This is a genomic window from Pseudomonas sp. E141, assembly GCF_052659885.1.
The window spans coordinates 5119130-5142298 of sequence record NZ_CP084024.1; the positions used below are offsets into that span (position 1 = coordinate 5119130).

Here is a 23169-nt window from a genome sequence, read left to right on the forward strand (position 1 = left end):
GAGAGCGGGCAAAACAGCCCCGCTCTCGATTCGCGTCACGTGTTATTCGGTTTCCAGATCGATATCGATGCCGAGGGAACGAATTTCCTTGATCAACACGTTGAAAGACTCGGGCATGCCCGGCTCCATACGGTGATCGCCGTCCACGATGTTTTTGTACATCTTGGTCCGGCCGTTCACATCGTCCGACTTCACTGTGAGCATTTCTTGCAGAGTGTATGCGGCACCGTACGCTTCCAGTGCCCAGACCTCCATCTCCCCGAAACGCTGACCACCGAACTGCGCCTTACCACCCAGCGGCTGCTGGGTAACCAGGCTGTAAGAACCGGTAGAACGAGCGTGCATCTTGTCGTCTACCAAGTGGTTCAGCTTCAGCATGTACATGTAGCCAACGGTAACCGGGCGCTCGAACTTGTTGCCGGTACGGCCGTCGAACAGCTGCATCTGGCCGCTTTCCGGCAGGTCTGCCAGTTTCAGCATGGCCTTGATTTCGCTTTCCTTGGCACCGTCGAACACCGGAGTTGCCATTGGAACGCCGCCGCGCAGGTTCTTCGCCAGATCCAGGATTTCCTGGTCGGAGAAGGTATCCAGCTCTTCGTTGCGTCCGCCGATCTCGTTGTAGATCTCGTGCAGGAACTTACGCAGATCAGCAACCTTGCGCTGCTCTTCGATCATACGGTTGATCTTCTCGCCCAAGCCCTTGGCCGCGAGGCCCAGGTGGGTTTCAAGGATCTGACCAACGTTCATACGCGAAGGTACGCCCAACGGGTTGAGGACGACGTCGACCGGGGTGCCATTGGCATCGTGCGGCATGTCTTCAACCGGCATGATCACGGAGACCACACCCTTGTTACCGTGACGACCGGCCATCTTGTCGCCCGGCTGGATGCGACGACGGATTGCCAGGTAAACCTTGACGATTTTCAGCACGCCTGGAGCCAGGTCATCGCCTTGCTGCAGTTTGCGCTTCTTGTCTTCGAACTTGTCGTCCAGCAGACGGCGGCGATCAACGATATAGGCCTGGGCCTTCTCGAGCTGCTCGTTCAGAGCATCTTCAGCCATGCGCAGTTTGAACCACTGACCATGCTCAAGACCGTCGAGAACTTCGTCGGTGATTTCCTGACCTTTCTTCAGACCGGCGCCGCCTTCGGCTTTGTGGCCGACCAGAGCGGAGCGCAGACGCTCGAAAGTTGCGCCTTCAACGATACGGAACTCTTCGTTCAGGTCCTTGCGGATCTCGTCGAGTTGAGTCTTCTCGATAGACAGTGCACGAGCGTCACGCTCTACACCGTCGCGGGTGAAGACTTGTACGTCGATGACGGTACCCTTGGTGCCGGTAGGCACACGCAGGGAGGTGTCTTTAACGTCGCTGGCTTTTTCACCGAAGATGGCACGCAGCAGTTTTTCTTCCGGAGTCAGTTGAGTCTCGCCTTTCGGAGTGACCTTACCAACCAGGATGTCGCCTGCGCCTACTTCAGCACCTACGTAAACGATACCGGCTTCGTCCAGCTTGTTCAGTGCAGCTTCACCCACGTTAGGGATGTCCGCAGTGATTTCCTCTGGGCCAAGCTTGGTGTCACGAGCCACACAGGTCAGTTCCTGAATGTGAATCGTGGTAAAGCGATCTTCCTGAACAACACGCTCGGACAGGCAGATGGAGTCTTCGAAGTTGAAGCCGTTCCATGCCATGAACGCGATGCGCATGTTCTGACCCAGTGCCAGTTCACCCATATCGGTGGACGGGCCGTCGGCCATGATGTCGCTACGCTGAACCCGATCACCCTTGCTCACCAGCGGACGCTGGTTGATGCAGGTGTTCTGGTTGGAGCGGGTGTATTTGGTCAGGTTGTAGATGTCGACACCAGCTTCGCCAGTTTCAACTTCGTCATCGGCAACACGAACCACGATACGGCTGGCGTCGACGGAATCGATCACGCCACCACGACGAGCCACGACGCAAACGCCGGAGTCACGGGCAACGTTACGTTCCATGCCGGTACCTACCAGCGGCTTGTCGGCACGCAGGGTCGGTACAGCTTGACGCTGCATGTTCGAGCCCATCAACGCACGGTTGGCGTCGTCGTGCTCGAGGAACGGAATCAACGATGCCGCCACCGAAACAACCTGCTTGGGCGAAACGTCCATCAAGGTGACGTCTTCTGGCGCCTTGACGGTGAACTCGTTCAGGTGACGAACAGCTACCAGTTCGTCGATCAGCTGACCTTTTTCGTTCATGGTCGCCGAAGCCTGAGCGATCACGTGATCGGCCTCTTCGATTGCGGACAGGAACACGATCTCGTCGGTCACCAGACCTTCTTTCACCACACGGTACGGGCTCTCGAGGAAGCCATACTGGTTGGTGCGAGCATAGGCTGCCAGCGAGTTGATCAGACCGATGTTCGGACCTTCCGGCGTTTCAATCGGGCATACACGACCGTAGTGAGTCGGGTGTACGTCACGAACTTCGAAGCCTGCGCGCTCACGGGTCAGACCGCCCGGGCCGAGTGCAGATACACGACGCTTGTGGGTAATCTCCGACAGCGGGTTGTTCTGGTCCATGAACTGAGACAGCTGGCTCGAACCGAAGAACTCCTTCACCGCAGCAGCCACTGGCTTGGCGTTGATCAGATCCTGCGGCATCAGGCCTTCGCTTTCAGCCATCGACAGACGTTCCTTGACCGCGCGCTCTACACGCACCAGGCCAACACGGAACTGGTTCTCGGCCATCTCGCCTACGCAGCGGACACGACGGTTACCCAGGTGGTCGATGTCATCGACGATGCCTTTGCCGTTACGGATGTCGACCAGGGTCTTGAGCACCGCAACGATGTCGTCCTTGTTCAGCACGCCCGAACCTTCGATTTCGGTACGACCGATACGACGGTTGAACTTCATCCGGCCGACCGCAGACAGGTCATAGCGCTCAGGACTGAAGAACAGGTTGTTGAACAGGGTCTCGGCTGCGTCTTTGGTTGGCGGCTCGCCAGGACGCATCATGCGATAGATTTCGACCAGGGCTTCCAGCTGGTTGCCGGTGGAGTCGATCTTCAGCGTGTCGGAGATGAACGGACCGCAGTCGATATCGTTGGTGTACAGAGTTTCAATGCGAACAACCTGGGCCTTGGCGATTTTTGCCAGGATCTCGGTGTTCAGCTCGGTGTTGCACTCTGCCAGGATTTCGCCGGTAGCTGGATGCACGATGACCTTGGCCGTGGTGCGACCCAGAACGTAGTCGATCGGCACCTGCAGCTCTTTGATCCCGGCTTTTTCCAGCTGGTTGATGTGGCGAGCGGTGATACGACGACCTTGCTCGACAATAACCTTGCCTTTGTCATCCTGGATATCGAGGACAGCGATTTCACCGCGCAGGCGCTGAGGCACCAGTTCCAGGCTGAGATTCTCACCCTGCACATGGAAAACGTTGGTGGTGTAGAACGCGTCCAGCACTTCCTCGGTGGTATAGCCGAGCGCGCGCAGCAGTACCGATGCAGGCAGCTTGCGGCGACGGTCGATACGCACGAATACGCAGTCTTTCGGGTCGAACTCAAAGTCCAGCCACGAACCGCGGTAAGGAATGATGCGCGCGGAATAAAGCAGTTTGCCGGAGCTGTGCGTCTTGCCACGGTCGTGGTCGAAGAACACGCCCGGAGAACGGTGCAGCTGGGAAACGATTACACGCTCGGTACCGTTGATTACGAAGGTACCGTTCTCAGTCATCAGGGGGATTTCACCCATGTAGACTTCTTGCTCTTTGATGTCCTTGATCGCTTTGTTCGACGATTCTTTGTCGAAAATGATCAGGCGCACTTTTACCCGCAAAGGTACGGCGTAAGTCACACCGCGCAATACGCATTCTTTGACATCAAATGCCGGTTCGCCCAGGCGATAACCGACGTACTCCAGCGCAGCATTGCCGGAGTAGCTGATGATCGGGAAAACGGATTTGAAGGCCGCATGCAGGCCCACGTCGCGGAACTGATCTTTAGTCGCTCCCGCTTGCAAGAATTCACGATACGAATCCAGCTGGATGGCCAGGAGGTACGGCACATCCATGACGTCCGGCAACTTGCTAAAGTCCTTGCGGATACGTTTTTTCTCAGTATATGAGTAAGCCATCAGCGTTCCCCAGCTTGGTCACCTGCTTGTTTGGCCCCTCCCGACGGGAGCAGCCAGAAAATCGTGCAAACCCCATGGTTTGCGCCACCACATCGGGTGGATACAGCGCGCTATAAGCACCGACCCAGTCGGCTGCCAATAACGGAAAAAGGCCGGTGGCAAAAGCCACCAGCCATCAGCCTGTCGCTTAACGCTCGGGCTGGAGACGCAAAGTCGATGCTTACTTCAGCTCGACTTTAGCGCCTGCTTCTTCCAGAGCGGCCTTGGCTTTGTCAGCTGCGTCTTTGGCAACAGCTTCCAGAACCATGGCAGGAGCGCCGTCAACTACAGCCTTGGCTTCTTTCAGGCCCAGACCGGTCAGTTCACGTACTGCCTTGATCACGTTTACTTTCTTCTCGCCAGCTTCGGTCAGCATGACGTTGAATTCGGTTTGCTCTTCAACAACGGCGGCAGCAGCAGCTGGACCAGCGGAAGCAGCGGCAGCGGAAACGCCGAATTTCTCTTCGAAAGCTTTGATCAGCTCAACAACCTGCAGAACCGACATTTCAGCTACGGCGTTGAGGATATCGTCTTGGGAGATAGACATTACTGTATTTCCTGAATTGGGGGACGGCCTACGCGGCCATCGAAATAAACAAAAAAGCGCGAGAGGAAGTGCTCAGCCTTAGGCTGCGGCAGCTTCTTTTTGCTCGCGAACTGCAGCCAGAGTACGAGCCAGCTTGCTGGTAGCGCCTTGAATCACGCTCATCAGCTGCGAAATGGCTTCGTCGCGGGTCGGCAGTGTTGCCAGTACATCGATCTGATTAGCTGCGAGGAACTTGCCCTCGAACGCAGCTGCCTTGATCTCGAACTTGTCCTGACCCTTGGCGAATTCCTTGAACAAACGGGCAGCAGCGCCTGGATGATCTTTGGAGAACGCGATCAGGGTCGGGCCGGTGAACACGTCGTTGAGAACACTGTATTCAGTGTCAGCAACTGCGCGCTTGAGCAGGGTGTTACGTACGACACGTACGTAAACACCAGCTTCACGGGCCTCTTTACGGAGTCCGGTCATTGCGCCTACTGTTACGCCACGGGCATCAGCCACGACAGCGGACAGAGCGACTTTGGCAGCCTCGTTGACTTCAGCGACGATGGCCTTCTTGTCTTCGAGATTAATTGCCACGGGTTTAACTCCTGCTTGTTACCGTTTCATTCGGTCGAAACCGAATGTCGTTTTGGTGTCTGATTCGGTAAGGAACCGGGAGCACCATCTGCGTAGGCTTGTGGTTTAAGACTTGCGTCGCCTACGGTCTTGGACAGCCCCCGCCAGGCAGGGACCCCAATTTTTCGATTGGCGCAATCGCTTGCGCCAATCTGAGTCTTACGCGTCGAGCGAGCTCTGATCGATGACCAGACCTGGGCCCATAGTGGTGCTCAGGGTAACGCGCTTGACGTAGATGCCTTTCGAAGAAGCTGGCTTGATACGCTTCAGATCAGCGATCAGGGCTTCTACGTTTTCCTTCAGCTTGACGGCGTCGAAGCCAATCTTGCCAACGGAGGTGTGAATGATGCCGTTCTTGTCGGTGCGATAACGAACCTGACCAGCCTTGGCGTTTTTAACCGCGGTAGCTACGTCTGGCGTTACGGTGCCGACTTTAGGGTTAGGCATCAGACCACGTGGACCGAGGATCTGACCCAACTGACCCACAACACGCATGGCATCCGGGGATGCGATAACTACGTCATAGTTCAGGTCGCCGCCTTTCATTTCAGCAGCCAGATCGTCCATGCCTACGCGGTCAGCACCAGCAGCCAGAGCAGCTTCAGCTGCTGGGCCCTGGGTGAAAACAGCTACACGAACGGTCTTGCCAGTGCCGTGTGGCAGCACGGTAGCGCTACGAACGACCTGGTCGGATTTACGCGGGTCAACACCCAGGTTTACAGCAACGTCGAACGACTCGCTGAACTTGACAGTCGACAGCTCGGCCAGCAGAGCGGCGGCGTCTACAAAGTTGTAGGCCTTGCCTGCTTCGATTTTGCCGGCGATAGCCTTTTGACGCTTGGTCAGCTTAGCCATTACACACCCTCCACGTTAAGGCCCATGCTACGAGCAGAACCGGCGATAGTACGCACGGCTGCATCCATATCAGCTGCAGTCAGATCCGCGTTTTTGGTTTTCGCGATTTCTTCCAGCTGGGCACGGGTAACGGTGCCAACCTTAACGGTGTTTGGACGAGCGGAACCGCTGGTCAAACCTGCAGCCTTCTTCAGCAGAACCGAAGCAGGGGTGCTTTTAGTTTCGAAGGTGAAGCTACGGTCGCTGTAGACAGTGATGATCACTGGAGTTGGCAGACCTGGCTCAAGACCCTGAGTACGGGCGTTGAAGGCCTTGCAGAATTCCATGATGTTCACGCCGTGCTGACCCAGGGCAGGACCAACAGGTGGGCTTGGGTTAGCCTGAGCGGCCTTCACTTGCAGCTTGATGTAAGCGGTAATTTTCTTGGCCATGAGGCACTCCAATTACGGGTTCTAGCGCCTCGAAAGGCTCCCCGGTTACTTGCGCGTTTATCCCAGTGACGACAAAACCCCACAGCCTAGGGCTGCGGGGTTGGGATGCCTGTTCAATCAGACCTTTTCGACCTGGCTGAACTCTAGCTCTACCGGAGTAGAGCGACCGAAAATGAGCACAGCCACTTGGATCCGGCTCTTTTCGTAGTTAACTTCTTCAACCGTGCCATTAAAGTCGGCGAATGGACCATCAGTGACCCGAACAACTTCACCTGGCTCAAACAGCGTTTTTGGCTTCGGCTTATCGCTACCATCAGCGACGCGACGCAGAATCGCTTCTGCCTCTTTATCTGTAATCGGTGCAGGCTTGTCAGCGGTACCGCCGATGAAGCCCATCACCCGAGGGGTATCCTTGACCAAGTGCCAAGTCCCTTCGTTCATATCCATCTGTACCAGCACGTAGCCTGGAAAGAACTTGCGTTCACTTTTGCGCTTCTGGCCATTACGCATCTCAACCACTTCTTCAGTGGGGACCAGAATCTCGCCAAAGCCATCTTCCATGCCAGCCAGCTTTACGCGCTCTACCAGCGAGCGCATGACATGCTTCTCGTAACCCGAGTAAGCATGCACAACGTACCAACGCTTAGCCACGGGACACCCTTAGCCAACAATCAAGGAAACAAGCCAGCCGAGCAGGGAATCGAGCCCCCACAACAGCAACGCCATTACCAGAACAACAGCCACAACGATCAACGTGGTCTGCGTGGTTTCTTGGCGAGTCGGCCATACGACTTTACGAATCTCGGTGCGGGCTTCCTTAGCGAGTACAAAAAAAGACTTGCCCTTAGCCGTTTGCAGCCCCACAAAGGCAGCAACAGCGGCGATAGCAAGCAATGCAAGTACACGGTACAGGATCGGCGAAGCAGAGTAATACTGATTGCCAACAACGCCAACAACCACCAAAGCGACTACCACTAGCCACTTGAGCAGATCGAAGCGAGAGCCTTGAGCTTCAGCTTTAGGAGTCATCTATGAAGATCCTGTGAAAAGAAAGCCAGATACACCAAGTGAATCTGGCAGGTCAGGAGGGAATCGAACCCCCAACCTACGGTTTTGGAGACCGTCGCTCTGCCAATTGAGCTACTGACCTAAAACAAAATCAGGCCGACCATTATGCCGGCCCGAAAAAGACATTACAACTGTTTACTCGATGACTTTGGCTACGACGCCAGCGCCGACGGTACGACCGCCTTCACGGATAGCGAAACGCAGACCGTCTTCCATCGCGATGGTCTTGATCAGAGTGACAGTCATCTGGATGTTGTCACCTGGCATTACCATTTCAACGCCTTCTGGCAGCTCGCAGTTACCGGTCACGTCAGTTGTACGGAAGTAGAACTGTGGACGGTAGCCTTTGAAGAACGGAGTATGACGGCCGCCTTCTTCCTTGCTCAGAACGTAAACTTCTGCAGTGAACTTGGTGTGCGGCTTGACGGTGCCTGGCTTGACCAGAACCTGGCCACGCTCAACGTCGTCACGCTTGGTGCCGCGCAGCAGTACGCCGCAGTTCTCGCCAGCACGACCTTCGTCGAGCAGCTTGCGGAACATTTCAACGCCGGTGCAGGTAGTTTTCTGAGTGTCGCGCAGACCGACGATCTCAACTTCTTCCTGGATGCGGACGATGCCACGCTCAACACGACCAGTCACAACAGTACCGCGACCGGAGATCGAGAATACGTCTTCGATTGGCATCAGGAACGGCTTGTCGATAGCACGCTCTGGCTCTGGGATGTAGCTGTCCAGAGTTTCCACCAGCTTCTTGACAGCGGTGGTACCCATTTCGTTGTCGTCTTGGCCGTTCAGAGCCATCAGAGCCGAACCGATGATGATTGGAGTGTCATCACCTGGGAAGTCGTAAGTGCTCAGCAGATCGCGCACTTCCATCTCAACCAGCTCCAGCAGCTCAGCGTCGTCAACCATGTCAGCCTTGTTCAGGAAGACAACGATGTACGGAACGCCTACCTGACGGGACAGCAGGATGTGCTCACGGGTTTGTGGCATCGGACCATCCGCGGCCGAGCAAACCAGGATCGCGCCGTCCATCTGGGCAGCACCAGTGATCATGTTTTTTACGTAGTCGGCGTGACCTGGGCAGTCAACGTGTGCGTAGTGACGCACGGCCGAATCGTATTCAACGTGAGCGGTGTTGATGGTGATACCGCGAGCTTTCTCTTCCGGGGCGCTGTCGATCTTGTCGAAGTCAACCTTGGCCGAACCGAAAACTTCGGAGCAGACACGGGTCAGAGCAGCGGTCAGCGTGGTTTTACCGTGGTCGACGTGACCAATAGTACCAACGTTGACGTGCGGCTTATTACGTTCGAACTTTTCCTTAGCCATCGAAATCACCCCTAGGAGAAGAATTTAGCAAGTCACACAAACCATTAAAACAAAGGCAGATATTTTCATATCTGCCTTGTTATATGGAGCTCTTGAGCGGATTTGAACCGCTGACCTCACCCTTACCAAGGGTGTGCTCTACCAACTGAGCTACAAGAGCGAAACACTATGCACAACCTGCAAACTTGGAGCGGGTAGCGGGAATCGAACCCGCATCATCAGCTTGGAAGGCTGAGGTTCTACCACTAAACTATACCCGCGGAGCTTGCAGCTCACGCTAAAACTGGTGGAGGGGGAAGGATTCGAACCTTCGAAGTCGTAGACGTCAGATTTACAGTCTGATCCCTTTGGCCGCTCGGGAACCCCTCCTAAGCGAGCCGGCATTCTATATCATGCCAGCCTTCTGTCAAGCATTTTCTCATAAAAAACCTGAGGTTAGCTGCGTTGACGCTGCTTCGTGGCGCTAGCCGTTAAAGGCCTTCGCTGCGAAGCGGGCGCCATTCTATGCAAACTACCCTGCGGGTGCAACCCCCTCACAGGGCATTATTTTATGTTTTAACTCATTGAATTCTTTAGAAAGGTTTTGAAGCAACATTTCATTCACCTTCATCCCGCTATCTGGCGAAATCAGAACCCAAAATCCTTCGCCCTCAGGCAGATTCGGTGAGCCCTGCGCAATGGAGCGAGCCGCGATCCCGGATGCCGCGAGGCGCTGCTCCAGCTGGCGCGCCATTTCAATCCGGGTGAAGCCACCAAGATAAACACATGCGCCTCGGCCAGCAGATTTGCCTGAATCCCGCCTTACAAGCGCATCTGCCGTTTCGCTCAAGAGATGAATATCCTGCTGCGAGCCCCGATACAAACTCAACGGAGTCACATCCTTTGCCCGAAGCGGAGCCTCCTGTTGATGCCAGACGTAATAAAAGACATTCAAAACCACCAACAGCAGAAAAAGCCACCGCATAGGAACCTCAAGACAAAGGACAGGCCATCGCCAAACCAACAAAAACCAGATCAGGCACTACCTTGGCATCAGGCACAACACCGGATACCAAATTGGCATCTCCCCCCGTGAGAAATACTACGAAGTCGTTTCCCCAATATTCTTTAGCCAGTTCAAGCTGAGTCAGGACAAACCCTCTGAGCATGAGCATGCAACCGCGCTCCACCGCCTCAACGGTCGCACGACCAGGGGCGAGACTCTCGTGAGCCCGCTCGGCAGCCGTATCGTCATAGCGAATCCGTCGGGTATGAGTGCGCAACTGATTACGCATCAAAGGCATACCAGGACAAATGAACCCCCCTAAATGCTCACCATCCGCGGCCACGAAATCCGCTGTAACGGCCGTACCGAAATCGAGCACCAGGCAGGCTCCCGAAGCAAGATGGAAGCCCCCAAGCAAAGCCAACCATCGATCGAGCCCTAGCCGCTCGTAATCGTTGTAACCGTTCTTAACACCGGCCAACTCCCGAACAGGCACAGCGCGTGAGACAGACACTCCAAAAACATCAATTAGCAGAGCAACCAGCGAATCCGTCTCTTGCGGAGTCCTCACGCTAACGAGACGGCATTTCTTGAGCTTAAATTTATCGGCGTCACTCAAGCTTGCCAGCAGGGCACTATCGGTACCAACCACCCCTCCTTCGATCGGTGTTACGCCATCGAAGTCAAGGACACGCCACTTGATAAAGCTATTGCCGCAATCGAGCTCAAGAATCATCACGCAACCTCAAACTGAGCTCACCACCGCTAAAGATTTTTTCCACGCCATCTACCTTCAAACGCAGCGCGCCCTGACGATCAATGCCCATCACAACCCCGTCAACCTGGTTGATACCGGCAATCAGGGAAACATTCCGCCCCTGCCACAGATGGTATCGCTCCCATTCCTCTTGGATCGCGGAGAAACCCGACACCTGGTGGAGCCTGAGGTAATGCTGAAACTTCGCGGCCAACCGTCCAACCAGCTCGTTTCGATCGAAATCCCTGCCCGCCTCAAGGCACATGGACGTCCATTGCTGGTCGACCTCATCGGTCGACCGCATATTCACATTAATCCCTACGCCGAGGACAACGTGGCAGACGTCTGCTGGATCCCCCACCAATTCAAGCAAGATGCCCGCGATTTTCTTATCACCTACCAGGACATCGTTAGGCCACTTCAGCCCAGCCCCCGCGATCCCCATATCATGCAAGGCGTGCATAACTGCAAGCCCCACAACCAGGCTGAGCCCCTCAATTTGGCGCATGCCACCATCAATTCGCAGCACCAGACTGTGGTAAAGATTGTCGGCAAACGGACTCACCCACTTGCGACCACGACGACCACGACCGGCTGTCTGTCGCTCGGCCAAAATCATAAATGGCGCGCCCATTCCACGCTCTATGGCGCGAAGCGCTTCAGCGTTGGTCGAATCAATGGAGTCAAATATATGGATGGGCCACTCACAGGACTCTTTGGCGCTAATCTCAGCCGAGTCCAAAAGCAGCAGCGGCTTAGCCAGCTGATAACCTCTACCTCGAACCTTATGAACAGATAGCCCTAACTCCGCCTCCAGGTGCTGCAACTGCTTCCATACAGCACTACGACTGATACCCAGCGCAGTACCCAGCGCCTGACCCGAGTGGAAGCGGCCATCTTTCAGAAGTTTAAGCAACGTGAGCATGCAAACTGCACCTGATAATGAGGCCCGCATGATAGCGATGCGCAAGACCGTTGCATAGAAACACAAATGGTCTTTCCTGCGGGCAAAACAAAACCCCTACCTGCGTCAGCAGATAGGGGTTTCGGAATTTAATCTTGACGATGACCTACTCTCACATGGGGAAACCCCACACTACCATCGGCGATGCATCGTTTCACTGCTGAGTTCGGGATGGGATCAGGTGGTTCCAATGCTCTATGGTCGTCAAGAAATTCGGTAGCCAGCGCGTGCCTTGCGGTCACGTTCCAGCGAATGGGTATGCGATAGATTTGTGTGTTGTGCGAACTTTCGGTTCATAGCGTCTTCACACACCGCAATCTGGTGCCCTGTATCGGGTCAGCAAATTGCTTGGGTGTTATATGGTCAAGCCTCACGGGCAATTAGTATGGGTTAGCTCAACGCCTCACAGCGCTTACACACCCCACCTATCAACGTCGTAGTCTTCGACGGCCCTTCAGGGGACTCAAGGTCCCAGTGAGATCTCATCTTGAGGCAAGTTTCCCGCTTAGATGCTTTCAGCGGTTATCTTTTCCGAACATAGCTACCCGGCAATGCCACTGGCGTGACAACCGGAACACCAGAGGTTCGTCCACTCCGGTCCTCTCGTACTAGGAGCAGCCCCTCTCAAATCTCAAACGTCCACGGCAGATAGGGACCGAACTGTCTCACGACGTTCTAAACCCAGCTCGCGTACCACTTTAAATGGCGAACAGCCATACCCTTGGGACCGGCTTCAGCCCCAGGATGTGATGAGCCGACATCGAGGTGCCAAACACCGCCGTCGATATGAACTCTTGGGCGGTATCAGCCTGTTATCCCCGGAGTACCTTTTATCCGTTGAGCGATGGCCCTTCCATACAGAACCACCGGATCACTAAGACCTACTTTCGTACCTGCTCGACGTGTCTGTCTCGCAGTCAAGCGCGCTTTTGCCTTTATACTCTACGACCGATTTCCGACCGGTCTGAGCGCACCTTCGTACTCCTCCGTTACTCTTTAGGAGGAGACCGCCCCAGTCAAACTACCCACCATACACTGTCCTCGATCCGGATAACGGACCTGAGTTAGAACCTCAAAGTTGCCAGGGTGGTATTTCAAGGATGGCTCCACGCGAACTGGCGTCCACGCTTCAAAGCCTCCCACCTATCCTACACAAGCAAATTCAAAGTCCAGTGCAAAGCTATAGTAAAGGTTCACGGGGTCTTTCCGTCTAGCCGCGGATACACTGCATCTTCACAGCGATTTCAATTTCACTGAGTCTCGGGTGGAGACAGCGCCGCCATCGTTACGCCATTCGTGCAGGTCGGAACTTACCCGACAAGGAATTTCGCTACCTTAGGACCGTTATAGTTACGGCCGCCGTTTACCGGGGCTTCGATCAAGAGCTTCGCGTTAGCTAACCCCATCAATTAACCTTCCGGCACCGGGCAGGCGTCACACCCTATACGTCCACTTTCGTGTTTGCAGAGTGCTGTGTTTTTAATAAACAGTCGCAGCGGCCTGGTATCTTCGACCGGCGTGGGCTTACGCAGCAAGTGCTTCACCCTCACCGGCGCACCTTCTCCCGAAGTTACGGTGCCATTTTGCCTAGTTCCTTCACCCGAGTTCTCTCAAGCGCCTTGGTATTCTCTACCCAACCACCTGTGTCGGTTTGGGGTACGGTTCCTGGTTACCTGAAGCTTAGAAGCTTTTCTTGGAAGCATGGCATCAACCACTTCGTCACCCAAAGGGTAACTCGTCATCAGCTCTCGGCCTTAAGATCCCGGATTTACCTAAGATCTCAGCCTACCACCTTAAACTTGGACAACCAACGCCAAGCTGGCCTAGCCTTCTCCGTCCCTCCATCGCAATAACCAGAAGTACAGGAATATTAACCTGTTTTCCATCGACTACGCTTTTCAGCCTCGCCTTAGGGACCGACTAACCCTGCGTCGATTAACGTTGCGCAGGAAACCTTGGTCTTTCGGCGTGGGTGTTTTTCACACCCATTGTCGTTACTCATGTCAGCATTCGCACTTCTGATACCTCCAGCAAGCTTCTCAACTCACCTTCACAGGCTTACAGAACGCTCCTCTACCGCATCACCTAAGTGATACCCGTAGCTTCGGTGTATGGTTTGAGCCCCGTTACATCTTCCGCGCAGGCCGACTCGACTAGTGAGCTATTACGCTTTCTTTAAAGGGTGGCTGCTTCTAAGCCAACCTCCTAGCTGTCTAAGCCTTCCCACATCGTTTCCCACTTAACCATAACTTTGGGACCTTAGCTGACGGTCTGGGTTGTTTCCCTTTTCACGACGGACGTTAGCACCCGCCGTGTGTCTCCCATGCTCGGCACTTGTAGGTATTCGGAGTTTGCATCGGTTTGGTAAGTCGGGATGACCCCCTAGCCGAAACAGTGCTCTACCCCCTACAGTGATACATGAGGCGCTACCTAAATAGCTTTCGAGGAGAACCAGCTATCTCCGAGCTTGATTAGCCTTTCACTCCGATCCACAGGTCATCCGCTAACTTTTCAACGGTAGTCGGTTCGGTCCTCCAGTTAGTGTTACCCAACCTTCAACCTGCCCATGGATAGATCGCCCGGTTTCGGGTCTATTCCCAGCGACTAGACGCCCTATTAAGACTCGCTTTCGCTACGCCTCCCCTATTCGGTTAAGCTCGCCACTGAAAATAAGTCGCTGACCCATTATACAAAAGGTACGCAGTCACCCAACAAAGTGGGCTCCCACTGCTTGTACGCATACGGTTTCAGGATCTATTTCACTCCCCTCTCCGGGGTTCTTTTCGCCTTTCCCTCACGGTACTAGTTCACTATCGGTCAGTCAGTAGTATTTAGCCTTGGAGGATGGTCCCCCCATATTCAGACAAAGTTTCTCGTGCTCCGTCCTACTCGATTTCATGACTAAGAGACTTTCGCGTACAGGGCTATCACCCACTATGGCCGCACTTTCCAGAGCGTTCCGCTAATCTCAAAGCCACTTAAGGGCTAGTCCCCGTTCGCTCGCCACTACTAAGGGAATCTCGGTTGATTTCTTTTCCTCAGGGTACTTAGATGTTTCAGTTCCCCTGGTTCGCCTCTTGCACCTATGTATTCAGTACAAGATAACCATCTTATGATGGCTGGGTTCCCCCATTCAGACATCTCCGGATCAAAGTCTGTTTGCCGACTCCCCGAAGCTTTTCGCAGGCTACCACGTCTTTCATCGCCTCTGACTGCCAAGGCATCCACCGTATGCGCTTCTTCACTTGACCATATAACCCCAAGCAATCTGGTTATACTGTGAAGACGACATTCGCCGAAAATTCGCATGCTCTAAGAGCACTCACAAATTTTACCTTAGCCTGATCCGTTACCAGTGAAAGTAACGTTCAGTCTATCTTTCTATCACATACCCAAATTTTTAAAGAACGATCTAATCAAAAGACTAGAAATCAACATTCAGCACCGTCTTGGTGGAATGCTCATTTCTAAGCTTTAAACGTTGGTGCCAATCTGTAATGGTGGAGCCAAGCGGGATCGAACCGCTGACCTCCTGCGTGCAAGGCAGGCGCTCTCCCAGCTGAGCTATGGCCCCGTATTTCTACAGGGAACACCATGAAATTGGTGGGTCTGGGCAGATTCGAACTGCCGACCTCACCCTTATCAGGGGTGCGCTCTAACCAACTGAGCTACAGACCCAATCGTCTTCTTCAATGAATCAAGCAATTCGTGTGGGAGCTCATGAAGCAGCTGCGGTCGTCGATTAAGGAGGTGATCCAGCCGCAGGTTCCCCTACGGCTACCTTGTTACGACTTCACCCCAGTCATGAATCACACCGTGGTAACCGTCCCCCCGAAGGTTAGACTAGCTACTTCTGGTGCAACCCACTCCCATGGTGTGACGGGCGGTGTGTACAAGGCCCGGGAACGTATTCACCGCGACATTCTGATTCGCGATTACTAGCGATTCCGACTTCACGCAGTCGAGTTGCAGACTGCGATCCGGACTACGATCGGTTTTGTGGGATTAGCTCCACCTCGCGGCTTGGCAACCCTCTGTACCGACCATTGTAGCACGTGTGTAGCCCAGGCCGTAAGGGCCATGATGACTTGACGTCATCCCCACCTTCCTCCGGTTTGTCACCGGCAGTCTCCTTAGAGTGCCCACCATGACGTGCTGGTAACTAAGGACAAGGGTTGCGCTCGTTACGGGACTTAACCCAACATCTCACGACACGAGCTGACGACAGCCATGCAGCACCTGTCTCAATGTTCCCGAAGGCACCAATCCATCTCTGGAAAGTTCATTGGATGTCAAGGCCTGGTAAGGTTCTTCGCGTTGCTTCGAATTAAACCACATGCTCCACCGCTTGTGCGGGCCCCCGTCAATTCATTTGAGTTTTAACCTTGCGGCCGTACTCCCCAGGCGGTCAACTTAATGCGTTAGCTGCGCCACTAAGAGCTCAAGGCTCCCAACGGCTAGTTGACATCGTTTACGGCGTGGACTACCAGGGTATCTAATCCTGTTTGCTCCCCACGCTTTCGCACCTCAGTGTCAGTATCAGTCCAGGTGGTCGCCTTCGCCACTGGTGTTCCTTCCTATATCTACGCATTTCACCGCTACACAGGAAATTCCACCACCCTCTACCATACTCTAGCTCGACAGTTTTGAATGCAGTTCCCAGGTTGAGCCCGGGGATTTCACATCCAACTTAACGAACCACCTACGCGCGCTTTACGCCCAGTAATTCCGATTAACGCTTGCACCCTCTGTATTACCGCGGCTGCTGGCACAGAGTTAGCCGGTGCTTATTCTGTCGGTAACGTCAAAACACTAACGTATTAGGTTAATGCCCTTCCTCCCAACTTAAAGTGCTTTACAATCCGAAGACCTTCTTCACACACGCGGCATGGCTGGATCAGGCTTTCGCCCATTGTCCAATATTCCCCACTGCTGCCTCCCGTAGGAGTCTGGACCGTGTCTCAGTTCCAGTGTGACTGATCATCCTCTCAGACCAGTTACGGATCGTCGCCTTGGTGAGCCATTACCTCACCAACTAGCTAATCCGACCTAGGCTCATCTGATAGCGCAAGGCCCGAAGGTCCCCTGCTTTCTCCCGTAGGACGTATGCGGTATTAGCGTCCGTTTCCGAGCGTTATCCCCCACTACCAGGCAGATTCCTAGGCTTTACTCACCCGTCCGCCGCTCTCAAGAGGTGCAAGCACCTCTCTACCGCTCGACTTGCATGTGTTAGGCCTGCCGCCAGCGTTCAATCTGAGCCATGATCAAACTCTTCAGTTCAAACATCTTTGGGTTTTGAGAAAACCCTAAACTTGGCTCAGCAATCGTTGGTTACATCTTTGATTTCTCGCGGAGTAACTTGTGATGCTGATAATCTGTTGACTAGCAGTCTGACTCCACAAGCACCCACACGAATTGCTTGATTCAGTTGTTAAAGAGCGGTGGGTTGAGCCTTTCGTCTCAACCGAGGCGCGCATTCTACAGCGCCCAGCGTATCTGTCAAGCGGTTATTTTAAGAAGTTTTCAAAGTTTCCTCTGCAACTTCAACCACTTGCGCTTCCGATCTCTCGTTAGCGGGAGGCGAATTCTACAGCGTTACTCGCTGCTGTCAACACCTCTTTTTGACGCTTTCGATCGAGAAGATCGAATCGTTAACGGAGCCAGAAAAACCGCCCCACCAACTGCTTCCCAAGCTTCGATGACCTGAAGCCCTGCGCTGTCTAAAATCGTTTAACTCATTGAAACTCAAGGAGTTTTCCGTTTCGACTGCGCCGGAAGTGGGGCGAATTATAGACTTCCAGAATTTGCCGTCAAGCACTAATTTCGGCTTTTATTCCGGCTTCAGCACGATACGTGCAAAAGCCTTCTTGCCAGCCTGACAGACATGGGTAGCGCCCAGCTTATATATGTAAGCGCGATCCACCACTTCACCATCGATGCGCACGCCGCCCGAACCAAGAAGATCTCGCGCTGCCGCAGCATTCTTGACCAAGCCTGCTTTATTAAGGACGGCCGCAATCGGCATATCCTCGGCCGCAGTCAATTCGATCTCAGGCAGATCATCCGGCAATTCGCCATCCTTCATCCGGTTGCCCGCCGCACGATGAGCATTGGCCGCAGCTTCCTCACCATGGAAACGGGCGACAATCTCCTCAGCCAGCTTGATCTTGATGTCCCGCGGATTTGCCCCAGCCTCAACATCCGCACGGAATGCGTTGATCTCATCCATGGAACGGAAGCTGAGCAATTCGAAGTAACGCCACATAAGCACGTCAGGAATGGAAACCAGCTTGCCGTACATAACACCCGGCGCTTCCTGGATACCCACATAGTTACCCAACGACTTGGACATCTTCTTCACACCATCCAACCCCTCCAGCAAAGGCATGGTCAGAATGCACTGGGCTTCCTGACCATAACCACGCTGAAGCTCGCGCCCCATCAGCAGGTTGAACTTTTGATCCGTACCGCCGAGCTCGACGTCAGCACGCAACGCCACCGAGTCATAGCCCTGAACAAGCGGATAGAGGAATTCATGAATGGCGATCGGCTGACTGGTTTTATAGCGCTTGTCAAAATCATCGCGCTCGAGCATACGAGCCACGGTGTATTGGGAGGTCAGGCGAATGAAATCCGCCGGCCCCATCTGATCCATCCAGGTGGAGTTGAAAGCGACTTCGGTCTTGGCCGGATCAAGAATCTTGAAGACCTGAGTCTTGTAGGTCTCGGCATTATCAAGAACCTGCTCGCGCGTCAGCGGTGGGCGCGTTGCGCTCTTACCACTCGGATCGCCGATCATCCCAGTGAAGTCACCTATCAGGAAGATGACCTGATGCCCCAGGTCCTGGAACTGACGCAGCTTATTAATAAGCACGGTATGACCCAGGTGCAGATCGGGTGCCGTCGGGTCGAAACCAGCCTTGATACGCAGCGGCTGCCCACGCTTGAGCTTTTCAATCAGCTCGGACTCGACCAACAACTCTTCTGCACCACGCTTGATCAGCGCTAGCTGCTCTTCAACCGACTTCATAACAGACCCGCAAGGCTCAGATTCAAAGGGACCCAACCATACAAGATCGCGCACCAAATACAAGGTTTGCCGGGTGCGCGGACACCAATCCACGGGCAGAGTGTCCGCGGGCTTGCTTCGCAGGTGATTTGGTTATATTTTATACAGTTATTTCATCTTCATCATGTCATTCATCTTTTCCAATTCATCTCTTCAAAAGTCAAATTACCTATGACCACAGAACCATCCAAAGCGCCGCCGCTTTACCCCAAGACCCACCTGCTCGCTGCAAGTGGTATTGCCGCCCTTCTTAGCCTGGCGCTCCTGGTGTTTCCCTCCAGCGATGTTGAAGCCAAAAAGACGACCCTGAGTCTCGAACTGGAAAGCCCTGCTGAACAACTGACACAAGATCAAGACGCTGCCGAAGCCGTCCAAGCCACAAACGAGGCCGCAGCCTCCCCCTTCGCGCAGATCGAAAACAACGCTGAAGACACGCCCGCGTCCGCCCAAGCGGAGCCTGCGATCGAAGAAAAGAAAGACCCGGGCCACCATGAGGTCATAGTTGCCAAAGGCGACACGCTCTCCACTCTCTTCGAAAAGGTTGGGCTGCCGTCGACCCTGGTCCACGAGATCCTGGCCAGCGACAAGAAAGCCAAACAGTTCGCTCGGCTCCAGAGGGGTCAGAAACTCGAGTTCGAACTCAGCCCAGACGGACAACTGACCAGCCTGCATACCAAACTAAGTGACCTGGAAAGCATCACCCTGAGCAAAAACGACAAGGGTTATGCGTTCAACCGCGTCATCACCAAACCAACCGTGCGCTCAGCCTATGCTCATGGCGTCATTAACAGCTCATTGTCGCAATCGGCCGCACGCGCCGGCCTTTCCCATAGCCTGACAATGGATATGGCCAGCGTGTTTGGCTACGACATCGACTTCGCTCAGGATATTCGTCAGGGCGACGAGTTCGACGTCATTTACGAACAGAAAATGGTCAACGGAAAAAGCGTCGGCAACGGCCCTATTCTTTCCGCCCGCTTCACCAATCGCGGCAAGACCTACACGGCGGTGCGCTACACCAACAAACAAGGCAACAGCAGCTATTACACTGCCGACGGCAACAGCATGCGCAAGGCATTTATCCGTACGCCGGTTGATTTCGCCCGCATCAGCTCAAGATTCTCCGTAGGCCGCAAACATCCCATCCTGAACAAGATCCGCGCCCATAAAGGCGTCGACTACGCAGCTCCCCGCGGCACCCCAATCAAGGCCGCCGGAGACGGCAAAGTGCTGTTGGCCGGACGCCGGGGTGGCTATGGCAACACCGTGATCATCCAGCACGGCAACACTTACCGTACACTGTATGGCCATATGCAGGGCTTCGCCAAAGGCGTGAAAACCGGCGGCAGCGTCAAGCAAGGCCAGGTGATTGGCTATATTGGCACTACCGGTCTGTCCACCGGGCCGCATTTGCATTATGAATTCCAGGTCAACGGCGTCCACGTTGATCCGCTGGGCCAGAAGCTCCCCATGGCCGATCCGATTGCCAAGTCCGAGCGCTCACGCTTCCTGGCTCAGAGCCAACCCTTGATGGCTCGCATGGACCAGGAAAAAGCCACCATGCTCGCCTCAAGCAAGCGCTAAACCATGGCGCACTATATCGGCGTGATGTCTGGCACCAGCCTGGATGGACTGGATATCGCGCTGATCGAACTGACTCCGGCGATCAAGTTGATCGCCACGCACTACATCCCCATGCCCGCCTCCCTGCGCACCGAAATGCTCGAGTTATGCAGCAGCGGGCCCGATGAGATCGCTCGCTCAGCCATTGCCCAACAAAACTGGGTAAGGCTGGCTGCGCAGGGCGTCCACACGCTGCTCGACGCACAGAAGCTCAAACCTGAAGGTATCCGGGCAATCGGTAGTCATGGTCAGACCATTCGACACGAGCCGGCCCGTGGCTTTACCGTGCAGATCGGCAACCCCGCATTGTTGAGCGAATTGACCGGCATTGCCGTCGTCAGCGATTTTCGCAGTCGCGATGTTGCTGCTGGCGGACAAGGCGCCCCGCTGGTTCCTGCGTTTCACGAAGCACTGTTTGAAGAACGGGCCGGCAATCGTGCCGTGCTGAATATCGGCGGCTTCAGCAATCTCAGCCTGATAGAACCCGAAAAGCCGGTAGCCGGTTTCGATTGCGGCCCTGGCAACGTATTGCTGGACGCCTGGATACATCAGCAACGGGGCGAGCACTTTGATCGCGATGGTCTGTGGGCTGCCAGCGGAAAAGTCGAACCGGCTCTGCTAAAGGCTCTGCTTGGCGACCCTTTCTTTGTCACTCAAGGCCCTAAAAGCACAGGGCGCGAAGTGTTCAACCTGTCCTGGCTGACCCAGCACCTGTCGCACCTACCGGTCTTCGCCCCTGAAGACGTGCAGGCAACGCTACTCGAACTGACGGCCCTGACCATCGTCCACTCACTGCAGAATGCCCAGACCAACACTCAAGAGCTGCTGGTTTGCGGCGGCGGCGCGCACAACCGCACACTCATGAAGCGGCTGGCCGACTTACTGCCAAACACCCAAGTCAGCAGCACGGCCACTTACGGTGTAGACCCGGATTGGGTCGAAGCCATGGCCTTTGCCTGGCTGGCCCATTGCTGCCTTGAAGGCATTTCAGCGAATCGCCCAAGTGTCACCGGCGCACGGGGTTTGCGCATACTCGGCGCAATCTATCCCGCCTGAATCCATTTTTCGCCGCACAGCAAAACGCCGCAGAGCCGTAAGGCGCTGCGGCGTTCTTATTTAAAGCCTCAGATCGAAAACGAAGAACCGCACCCACAGGTTGTGGTGGCGTTAGGGTTCTTGATGACGAAGCGCGACCCTTCCAGCCCTTCCTGATAATCCACCTCAGCACCCGCCAGGTACTGGAAGCTCATCGGATCGACCACGAGGCTGACACCTTCGCGTTCGACGATGGTGTCGTCATCAGCCACTTCCTCATCGAAAGTGAAGCCGTATTGAAAACCCGAACAACCGCCGCCCGTCACAAAAACGCGCAGCTTTAAACGATCATTCCCCTCCTCATCGACCAGGCTCTTCACCTTGTGCGCGGCACCGTGGGTGAATTGCAAAGCCGTGGGGGTGAAGGTTTCGACGCTCATGCTGAATATCTCCCGGCGCTTACGCCGCCATAATGCGTGATGACGCGCATTATCCGCTTCTCCTAGAAAATCGGTCAACTATTTGAGAGGCAGGCGCAAACTACACGTTATGAGCTGCAAGCCTGGCGCTTCAAGCTTGCAGCCTCAGATTGGAGTTAAGGCAACATCCCAGCGTGGAACAGACCCAGACGCTCATCCAGCCCGAACAGGATGTTCAAGTTCTGCACAGCCTGGCCGGACGCGCCTTTGACCAGATTATCGATGACCGACAACACCACTACCAGATCGCCATCCTGTGGGCGATGCACCGCGATCCGGCAAACGTTAGCGCCGCGTACGCTACGAGTTTCAGGGTGGCTGCCAGCCGGCATCACATCGACGAACGGTTCGTTGGCGTAACGCTTCTCGAACAACGCTTGCAGGTCTACGGAACGGTCGACGACGGTTGCGTACAGCGTGGAGTGAATGCCCCGAATCATCGGCGTCAGGTGCGGCACAAAAGTCAGGCCGACATCCTTGCCTGCCGCGCGACGCAGCCCCTGGCGGATTTCCGGCAGATGACGGTGGCCTTTGACGGCATACGCCTTCATGCTTTCCGACGTCTCGGAGTACAACGAGCCGACACTGGCACCACGGCCGGCACCGCTGACACCCGACTTGCAGTCGGCGATCAGACGCGACGCATCAGCAAGCCCCGCCTCGAGCAGCGGCAGGAAACCCAGTTGCGTTGCCGTTGGATAGCAGCCCGGGACAGCGATCAACCGTGCCTGCCGGATTTTCTCGCGATTGATTTCCGGCAGGCCGTAGACCGCCTCGTCCAGCAGATCTGGCGCACCGTGTGGCTGACCGTACCATTTGGCCCACTCTTCAGCGTCCTGCAGACGGAAATCTGCCGACAGGTCGATGACCTTGGTCCCGGCGGCCAGCAGTTCGCCTGCCAGGGCATGGGCAACACCGTGAGGCGTGGCGAAGAACACCACATCACAGGCCCCGAGGGTCTTGATGTCCGGAACGCTGAACGCCAGGCCGTCGTAATGGCCCCGCAGGTTCGGATACATGTCGGCGACGGCCAGTCCAGCCTCGGATCGGGAGGTAATGACCACCACCTCAGCCTGCGGATGCTGTGCCAACAGACGCAGCAGTTCGACACCGGTGTAACCCGTGCCGCCGACGATACCGACCTTGACCATATACCTGCCCTCAACGAACCCACTGGAAAGCTGTCGATGATAGGGGCCGCGCGGCCCGGCGACAACCGCCAAGGTGACGTGTGGCCGCTCTAGCCTCTACTAT

Annotated in this window: 16 protein-coding genes, 6 tRNA genes and 3 rRNA genes; 2 read left to right on the top strand and 23 right to left on the bottom strand. The window is 55.0% G+C overall.

Annotation, left to right across the window (positions count from 1 at the left end):
* Positions 1-42: 42 nt before the first annotated feature.
* The 21 genes from rpoB to tyrS all read right to left on the bottom strand — a co-directional run bounded on the left by rpoB (position 43) and on the right by tyrS (position 18739).
* Positions 43-4116, bottom strand: a complete 4074-nt coding sequence (rpoB, locus tag GKKCFE_RS22930) for a DNA-directed RNA polymerase subunit beta (protein ID WP_047230483.1) — start codon at positions 4114-4116, stop codon at positions 43-45.
* Between the two features lie 220 nt (positions 4117-4336).
* A complete protein-coding gene (rplL, locus tag GKKCFE_RS22935; protein ID WP_027617682.1) occupies positions 4337-4702 on the bottom strand; it encodes a 50S ribosomal protein L7/L12 in 366 nt (121 codons plus the stop codon).
* A 78-nt stretch (positions 4703-4780) separates the two neighbouring features.
* Positions 4781-5281 (bottom strand): 50S ribosomal protein L10, encoded by a 501-nt coding sequence (gene rplJ, locus GKKCFE_RS22940; protein WP_047230484.1) that lies wholly within the window; start codon positions 5279-5281, stop codon positions 4781-4783.
* A gap of 198 nt (positions 5282-5479) precedes the next feature.
* Positions 5480-6175 carry a 50S ribosomal protein L1 gene (rplA, locus tag GKKCFE_RS22945; protein ID WP_003186095.1) on the bottom strand — a complete coding sequence of 232 codons (696 nt, stop codon included), beginning with the start codon at positions 6173-6175 and terminating at the stop codon, positions 5480-5482.
* Positions 6175-6606, bottom strand: coding sequence for a 50S ribosomal protein L11 (gene rplK, locus GKKCFE_RS22950; protein WP_003176435.1), 432 nt, complete (start codon positions 6604-6606; stop codon positions 6175-6177). Before rplK ends, rplA begins: the two co-directional genes overlap by 1 nt.
* Positions 6607-6723: 117 nt before the next feature.
* A complete protein-coding gene (gene nusG / locus GKKCFE_RS22955; RefSeq protein WP_003186097.1) occupies positions 6724-7257 on the bottom strand; it encodes a transcription termination/antitermination protein NusG in 534 nt (177 codons plus the stop codon).
* 9 nt (positions 7258-7266) lie between these two features.
* Positions 7267-7635: a preprotein translocase subunit SecE gene (gene secE, locus GKKCFE_RS22960; protein WP_003186101.1), complete on the bottom strand. Its 369-nt coding sequence runs from the start codon at positions 7633-7635 to the stop codon at positions 7267-7269.
* 45 nt (positions 7636-7680) lie between these two features.
* Positions 7681-7756: transfer RNA gene (locus GKKCFE_RS22965), tRNA-Trp, on the bottom strand.
* 53 nt (positions 7757-7809) lie between these two features.
* Positions 7810-9003, bottom strand: a complete 1194-nt coding sequence (gene tuf, locus GKKCFE_RS22970) for an elongation factor Tu (protein ID WP_003186103.1) — start codon at positions 9001-9003, stop codon at positions 7810-7812.
* Positions 9004-9087: 84 nt separating this feature from the next.
* Positions 9088-9163, bottom strand: a tRNA-Thr gene (locus tag GKKCFE_RS22975).
* Between the two features lie 26 nt (positions 9164-9189).
* Positions 9190-9263 (bottom strand) — tRNA-Gly (locus GKKCFE_RS22980).
* Positions 9264-9287: 24 nt separating this feature from the next.
* Positions 9288-9372 (bottom strand) — tRNA-Tyr (locus GKKCFE_RS22985).
* Positions 9373-9514: 142 nt separating this feature from the next.
* Positions 9515-9967: a hypothetical protein gene (locus GKKCFE_RS22990; protein WP_445577125.1), complete on the bottom strand. Its 453-nt coding sequence runs from the start codon at positions 9965-9967 to the stop codon at positions 9515-9517.
* Between the two features lie 7 nt (positions 9968-9974).
* Positions 9975-10724 (bottom strand): pantothenate kinase, encoded by a 750-nt coding sequence (locus GKKCFE_RS22995; RefSeq protein WP_445577126.1) that lies wholly within the window; start codon positions 10722-10724, stop codon positions 9975-9977.
* Positions 10714-11670, bottom strand: coding sequence for a bifunctional biotin--[acetyl-CoA-carboxylase] ligase/biotin operon repressor BirA (birA, locus tag GKKCFE_RS23000; protein WP_047230554.1), 957 nt, complete (start codon positions 11668-11670; stop codon positions 10714-10716). Before birA ends, GKKCFE_RS22995 begins: the two co-directional genes overlap by 11 nt.
* A 132-nt stretch (positions 11671-11802) precedes the next feature.
* A 5S ribosomal RNA gene (rrf, locus tag GKKCFE_RS23005) occupies positions 11803-11918 on the bottom strand.
* 150 nt (positions 11919-12068) lie between these two features.
* Positions 12069-14960 (bottom strand): 23S ribosomal RNA (locus GKKCFE_RS23010).
* 247 nt (positions 14961-15207) lie between these two features.
* A tRNA-Ala gene (locus GKKCFE_RS23015) sits at positions 15208-15283 on the bottom strand.
* A gap of 27 nt (positions 15284-15310) precedes the next feature.
* Positions 15311-15387 (bottom strand) — tRNA-Ile (locus GKKCFE_RS23020).
* A 65-nt stretch (positions 15388-15452) separates the two neighbouring features.
* Positions 15453-16989: ribosomal RNA gene (locus tag GKKCFE_RS23025) — 16S ribosomal RNA — on the bottom strand.
* The 16S, 23S and 5S rRNA genes sit together here with 2 tRNA genes alongside, the layout of an rRNA operon.
* 550 nt (positions 16990-17539) lie before the next feature.
* Positions 17540-18739, bottom strand: a complete 1200-nt coding sequence (tyrS, locus tag GKKCFE_RS23030; protein ID WP_076383442.1) for a tyrosine--tRNA ligase — start codon at positions 18737-18739, stop codon at positions 17540-17542.
* Positions 18740-18949: 210 nt separating this feature from the next.
* On the opposite strand from tyrS, the gene GKKCFE_RS23035 reads away from it, so the two are divergent.
* A complete protein-coding gene (locus tag GKKCFE_RS23035) occupies positions 18950-20362 on the top strand; it encodes a peptidoglycan DD-metalloendopeptidase family protein (RefSeq protein ID WP_188251797.1) in 1413 nt (470 codons plus the stop codon).
* Between the two features lie 3 nt (positions 20363-20365).
* Complete coding sequence (locus GKKCFE_RS23040; RefSeq protein WP_047228041.1) at positions 20366-21457, top strand: anhydro-N-acetylmuramic acid kinase; 1092 nt, start codon at positions 20366-20368, stop codon at positions 21455-21457.
* A 68-nt stretch (positions 21458-21525) separates the two neighbouring features.
* On the opposite strand, the gene erpA is transcribed toward GKKCFE_RS23040, so the two are convergent.
* Together erpA and argC are read right to left on the bottom strand one after the other, a co-directional pair.
* Positions 21526-21876, bottom strand: coding sequence for an iron-sulfur cluster insertion protein ErpA (erpA, locus tag GKKCFE_RS23045; RefSeq protein ID WP_003206114.1), 351 nt, complete (start codon positions 21874-21876; stop codon positions 21526-21528).
* A 155-nt stretch (positions 21877-22031) separates the two neighbouring features.
* Entirely contained in the window at positions 22032-23066 is a 1035-nt protein-coding gene (gene argC / locus GKKCFE_RS23050) for an N-acetyl-gamma-glutamyl-phosphate reductase (protein WP_445577127.1), read from the bottom strand.
* Between the last annotated feature and the right edge of the window lie 103 nt (positions 23067-23169).

What these genes read in the sequence shown, in the direction of transcription:
- GKKCFE_RS23040 (WP_047228041.1), top strand. Translation starts at nt 20,366, where the DNA reads ATGGCGCACTATATCGGCGTGATGTCTGGCACCAGCCTGGATGGACTG.
- GKKCFE_RS23035 (WP_188251797.1), top strand. Translation starts at nt 18,950, where the DNA reads ATGACCACAGAACCATCCAAAGCGCCGCCGCTTTACCCCAAGACCCAC.
- tuf (WP_003186103.1), bottom strand. Translation starts at nt 9,003, where the DNA reads ATGGCTAAGGAAAAGTTCGAACGTAATAAGCCGCACGTCAACGTTGGT.
- tyrS (WP_076383442.1), bottom strand. Translation starts at nt 18,739, where the DNA reads ATGAAGTCGGTTGAAGAGCAGCTAGCGCTGATCAAGCGTGGTGCAGAA.
- GKKCFE_RS22990 (WP_445577125.1), bottom strand. Translation starts at nt 9,967, where the DNA reads ATGCGGTGGCTTTTTCTGCTGTTGGTGGTTTTGAATGTCTTTTATTAC.
- secE (WP_003186101.1), bottom strand. Translation starts at nt 7,635, where the DNA reads ATGACTCCTAAAGCTGAAGCTCAAGGCTCTCGCTTCGATCTGCTCAAG.
- argC (WP_445577127.1), bottom strand. Translation starts at nt 23,066, where the DNA reads ATGGTCAAGGTCGGTATCGTCGGCGGCACGGGTTACACCGGTGTCGAA.
- rpoB (WP_047230483.1), bottom strand. Translation starts at nt 4,116, where the DNA reads ATGGCTTACTCATATACTGAGAAAAAACGTATCCGCAAGGACTTTAGC.
- rplK (WP_003176435.1), bottom strand. Translation starts at nt 6,606, where the DNA reads ATGGCCAAGAAAATTACCGCTTACATCAAGCTGCAAGTGAAGGCCGCT.
- birA (WP_047230554.1), bottom strand. Translation starts at nt 11,670, where the DNA reads ATGCTCACGTTGCTTAAACTTCTGAAAGATGGCCGCTTCCACTCGGGT.
- GKKCFE_RS22995 (WP_445577126.1), bottom strand. Translation starts at nt 10,724, where the DNA reads ATGATTCTTGAGCTCGATTGCGGCAATAGCTTTATCAAGTGGCGTGTC.
- rplL (WP_027617682.1), bottom strand. Translation starts at nt 4,702, where the DNA reads ATGTCTATCTCCCAAGACGATATCCTCAACGCCGTAGCTGAAATGTCG.
- erpA (WP_003206114.1), bottom strand. Translation starts at nt 21,876, where the DNA reads ATGAGCGTCGAAACCTTCACCCCCACGGCTTTGCAATTCACCCACGGT.
- rplA (WP_003186095.1), bottom strand. Translation starts at nt 6,175, where the DNA reads ATGGCTAAGCTGACCAAGCGTCAAAAGGCTATCGCCGGCAAAATCGAA.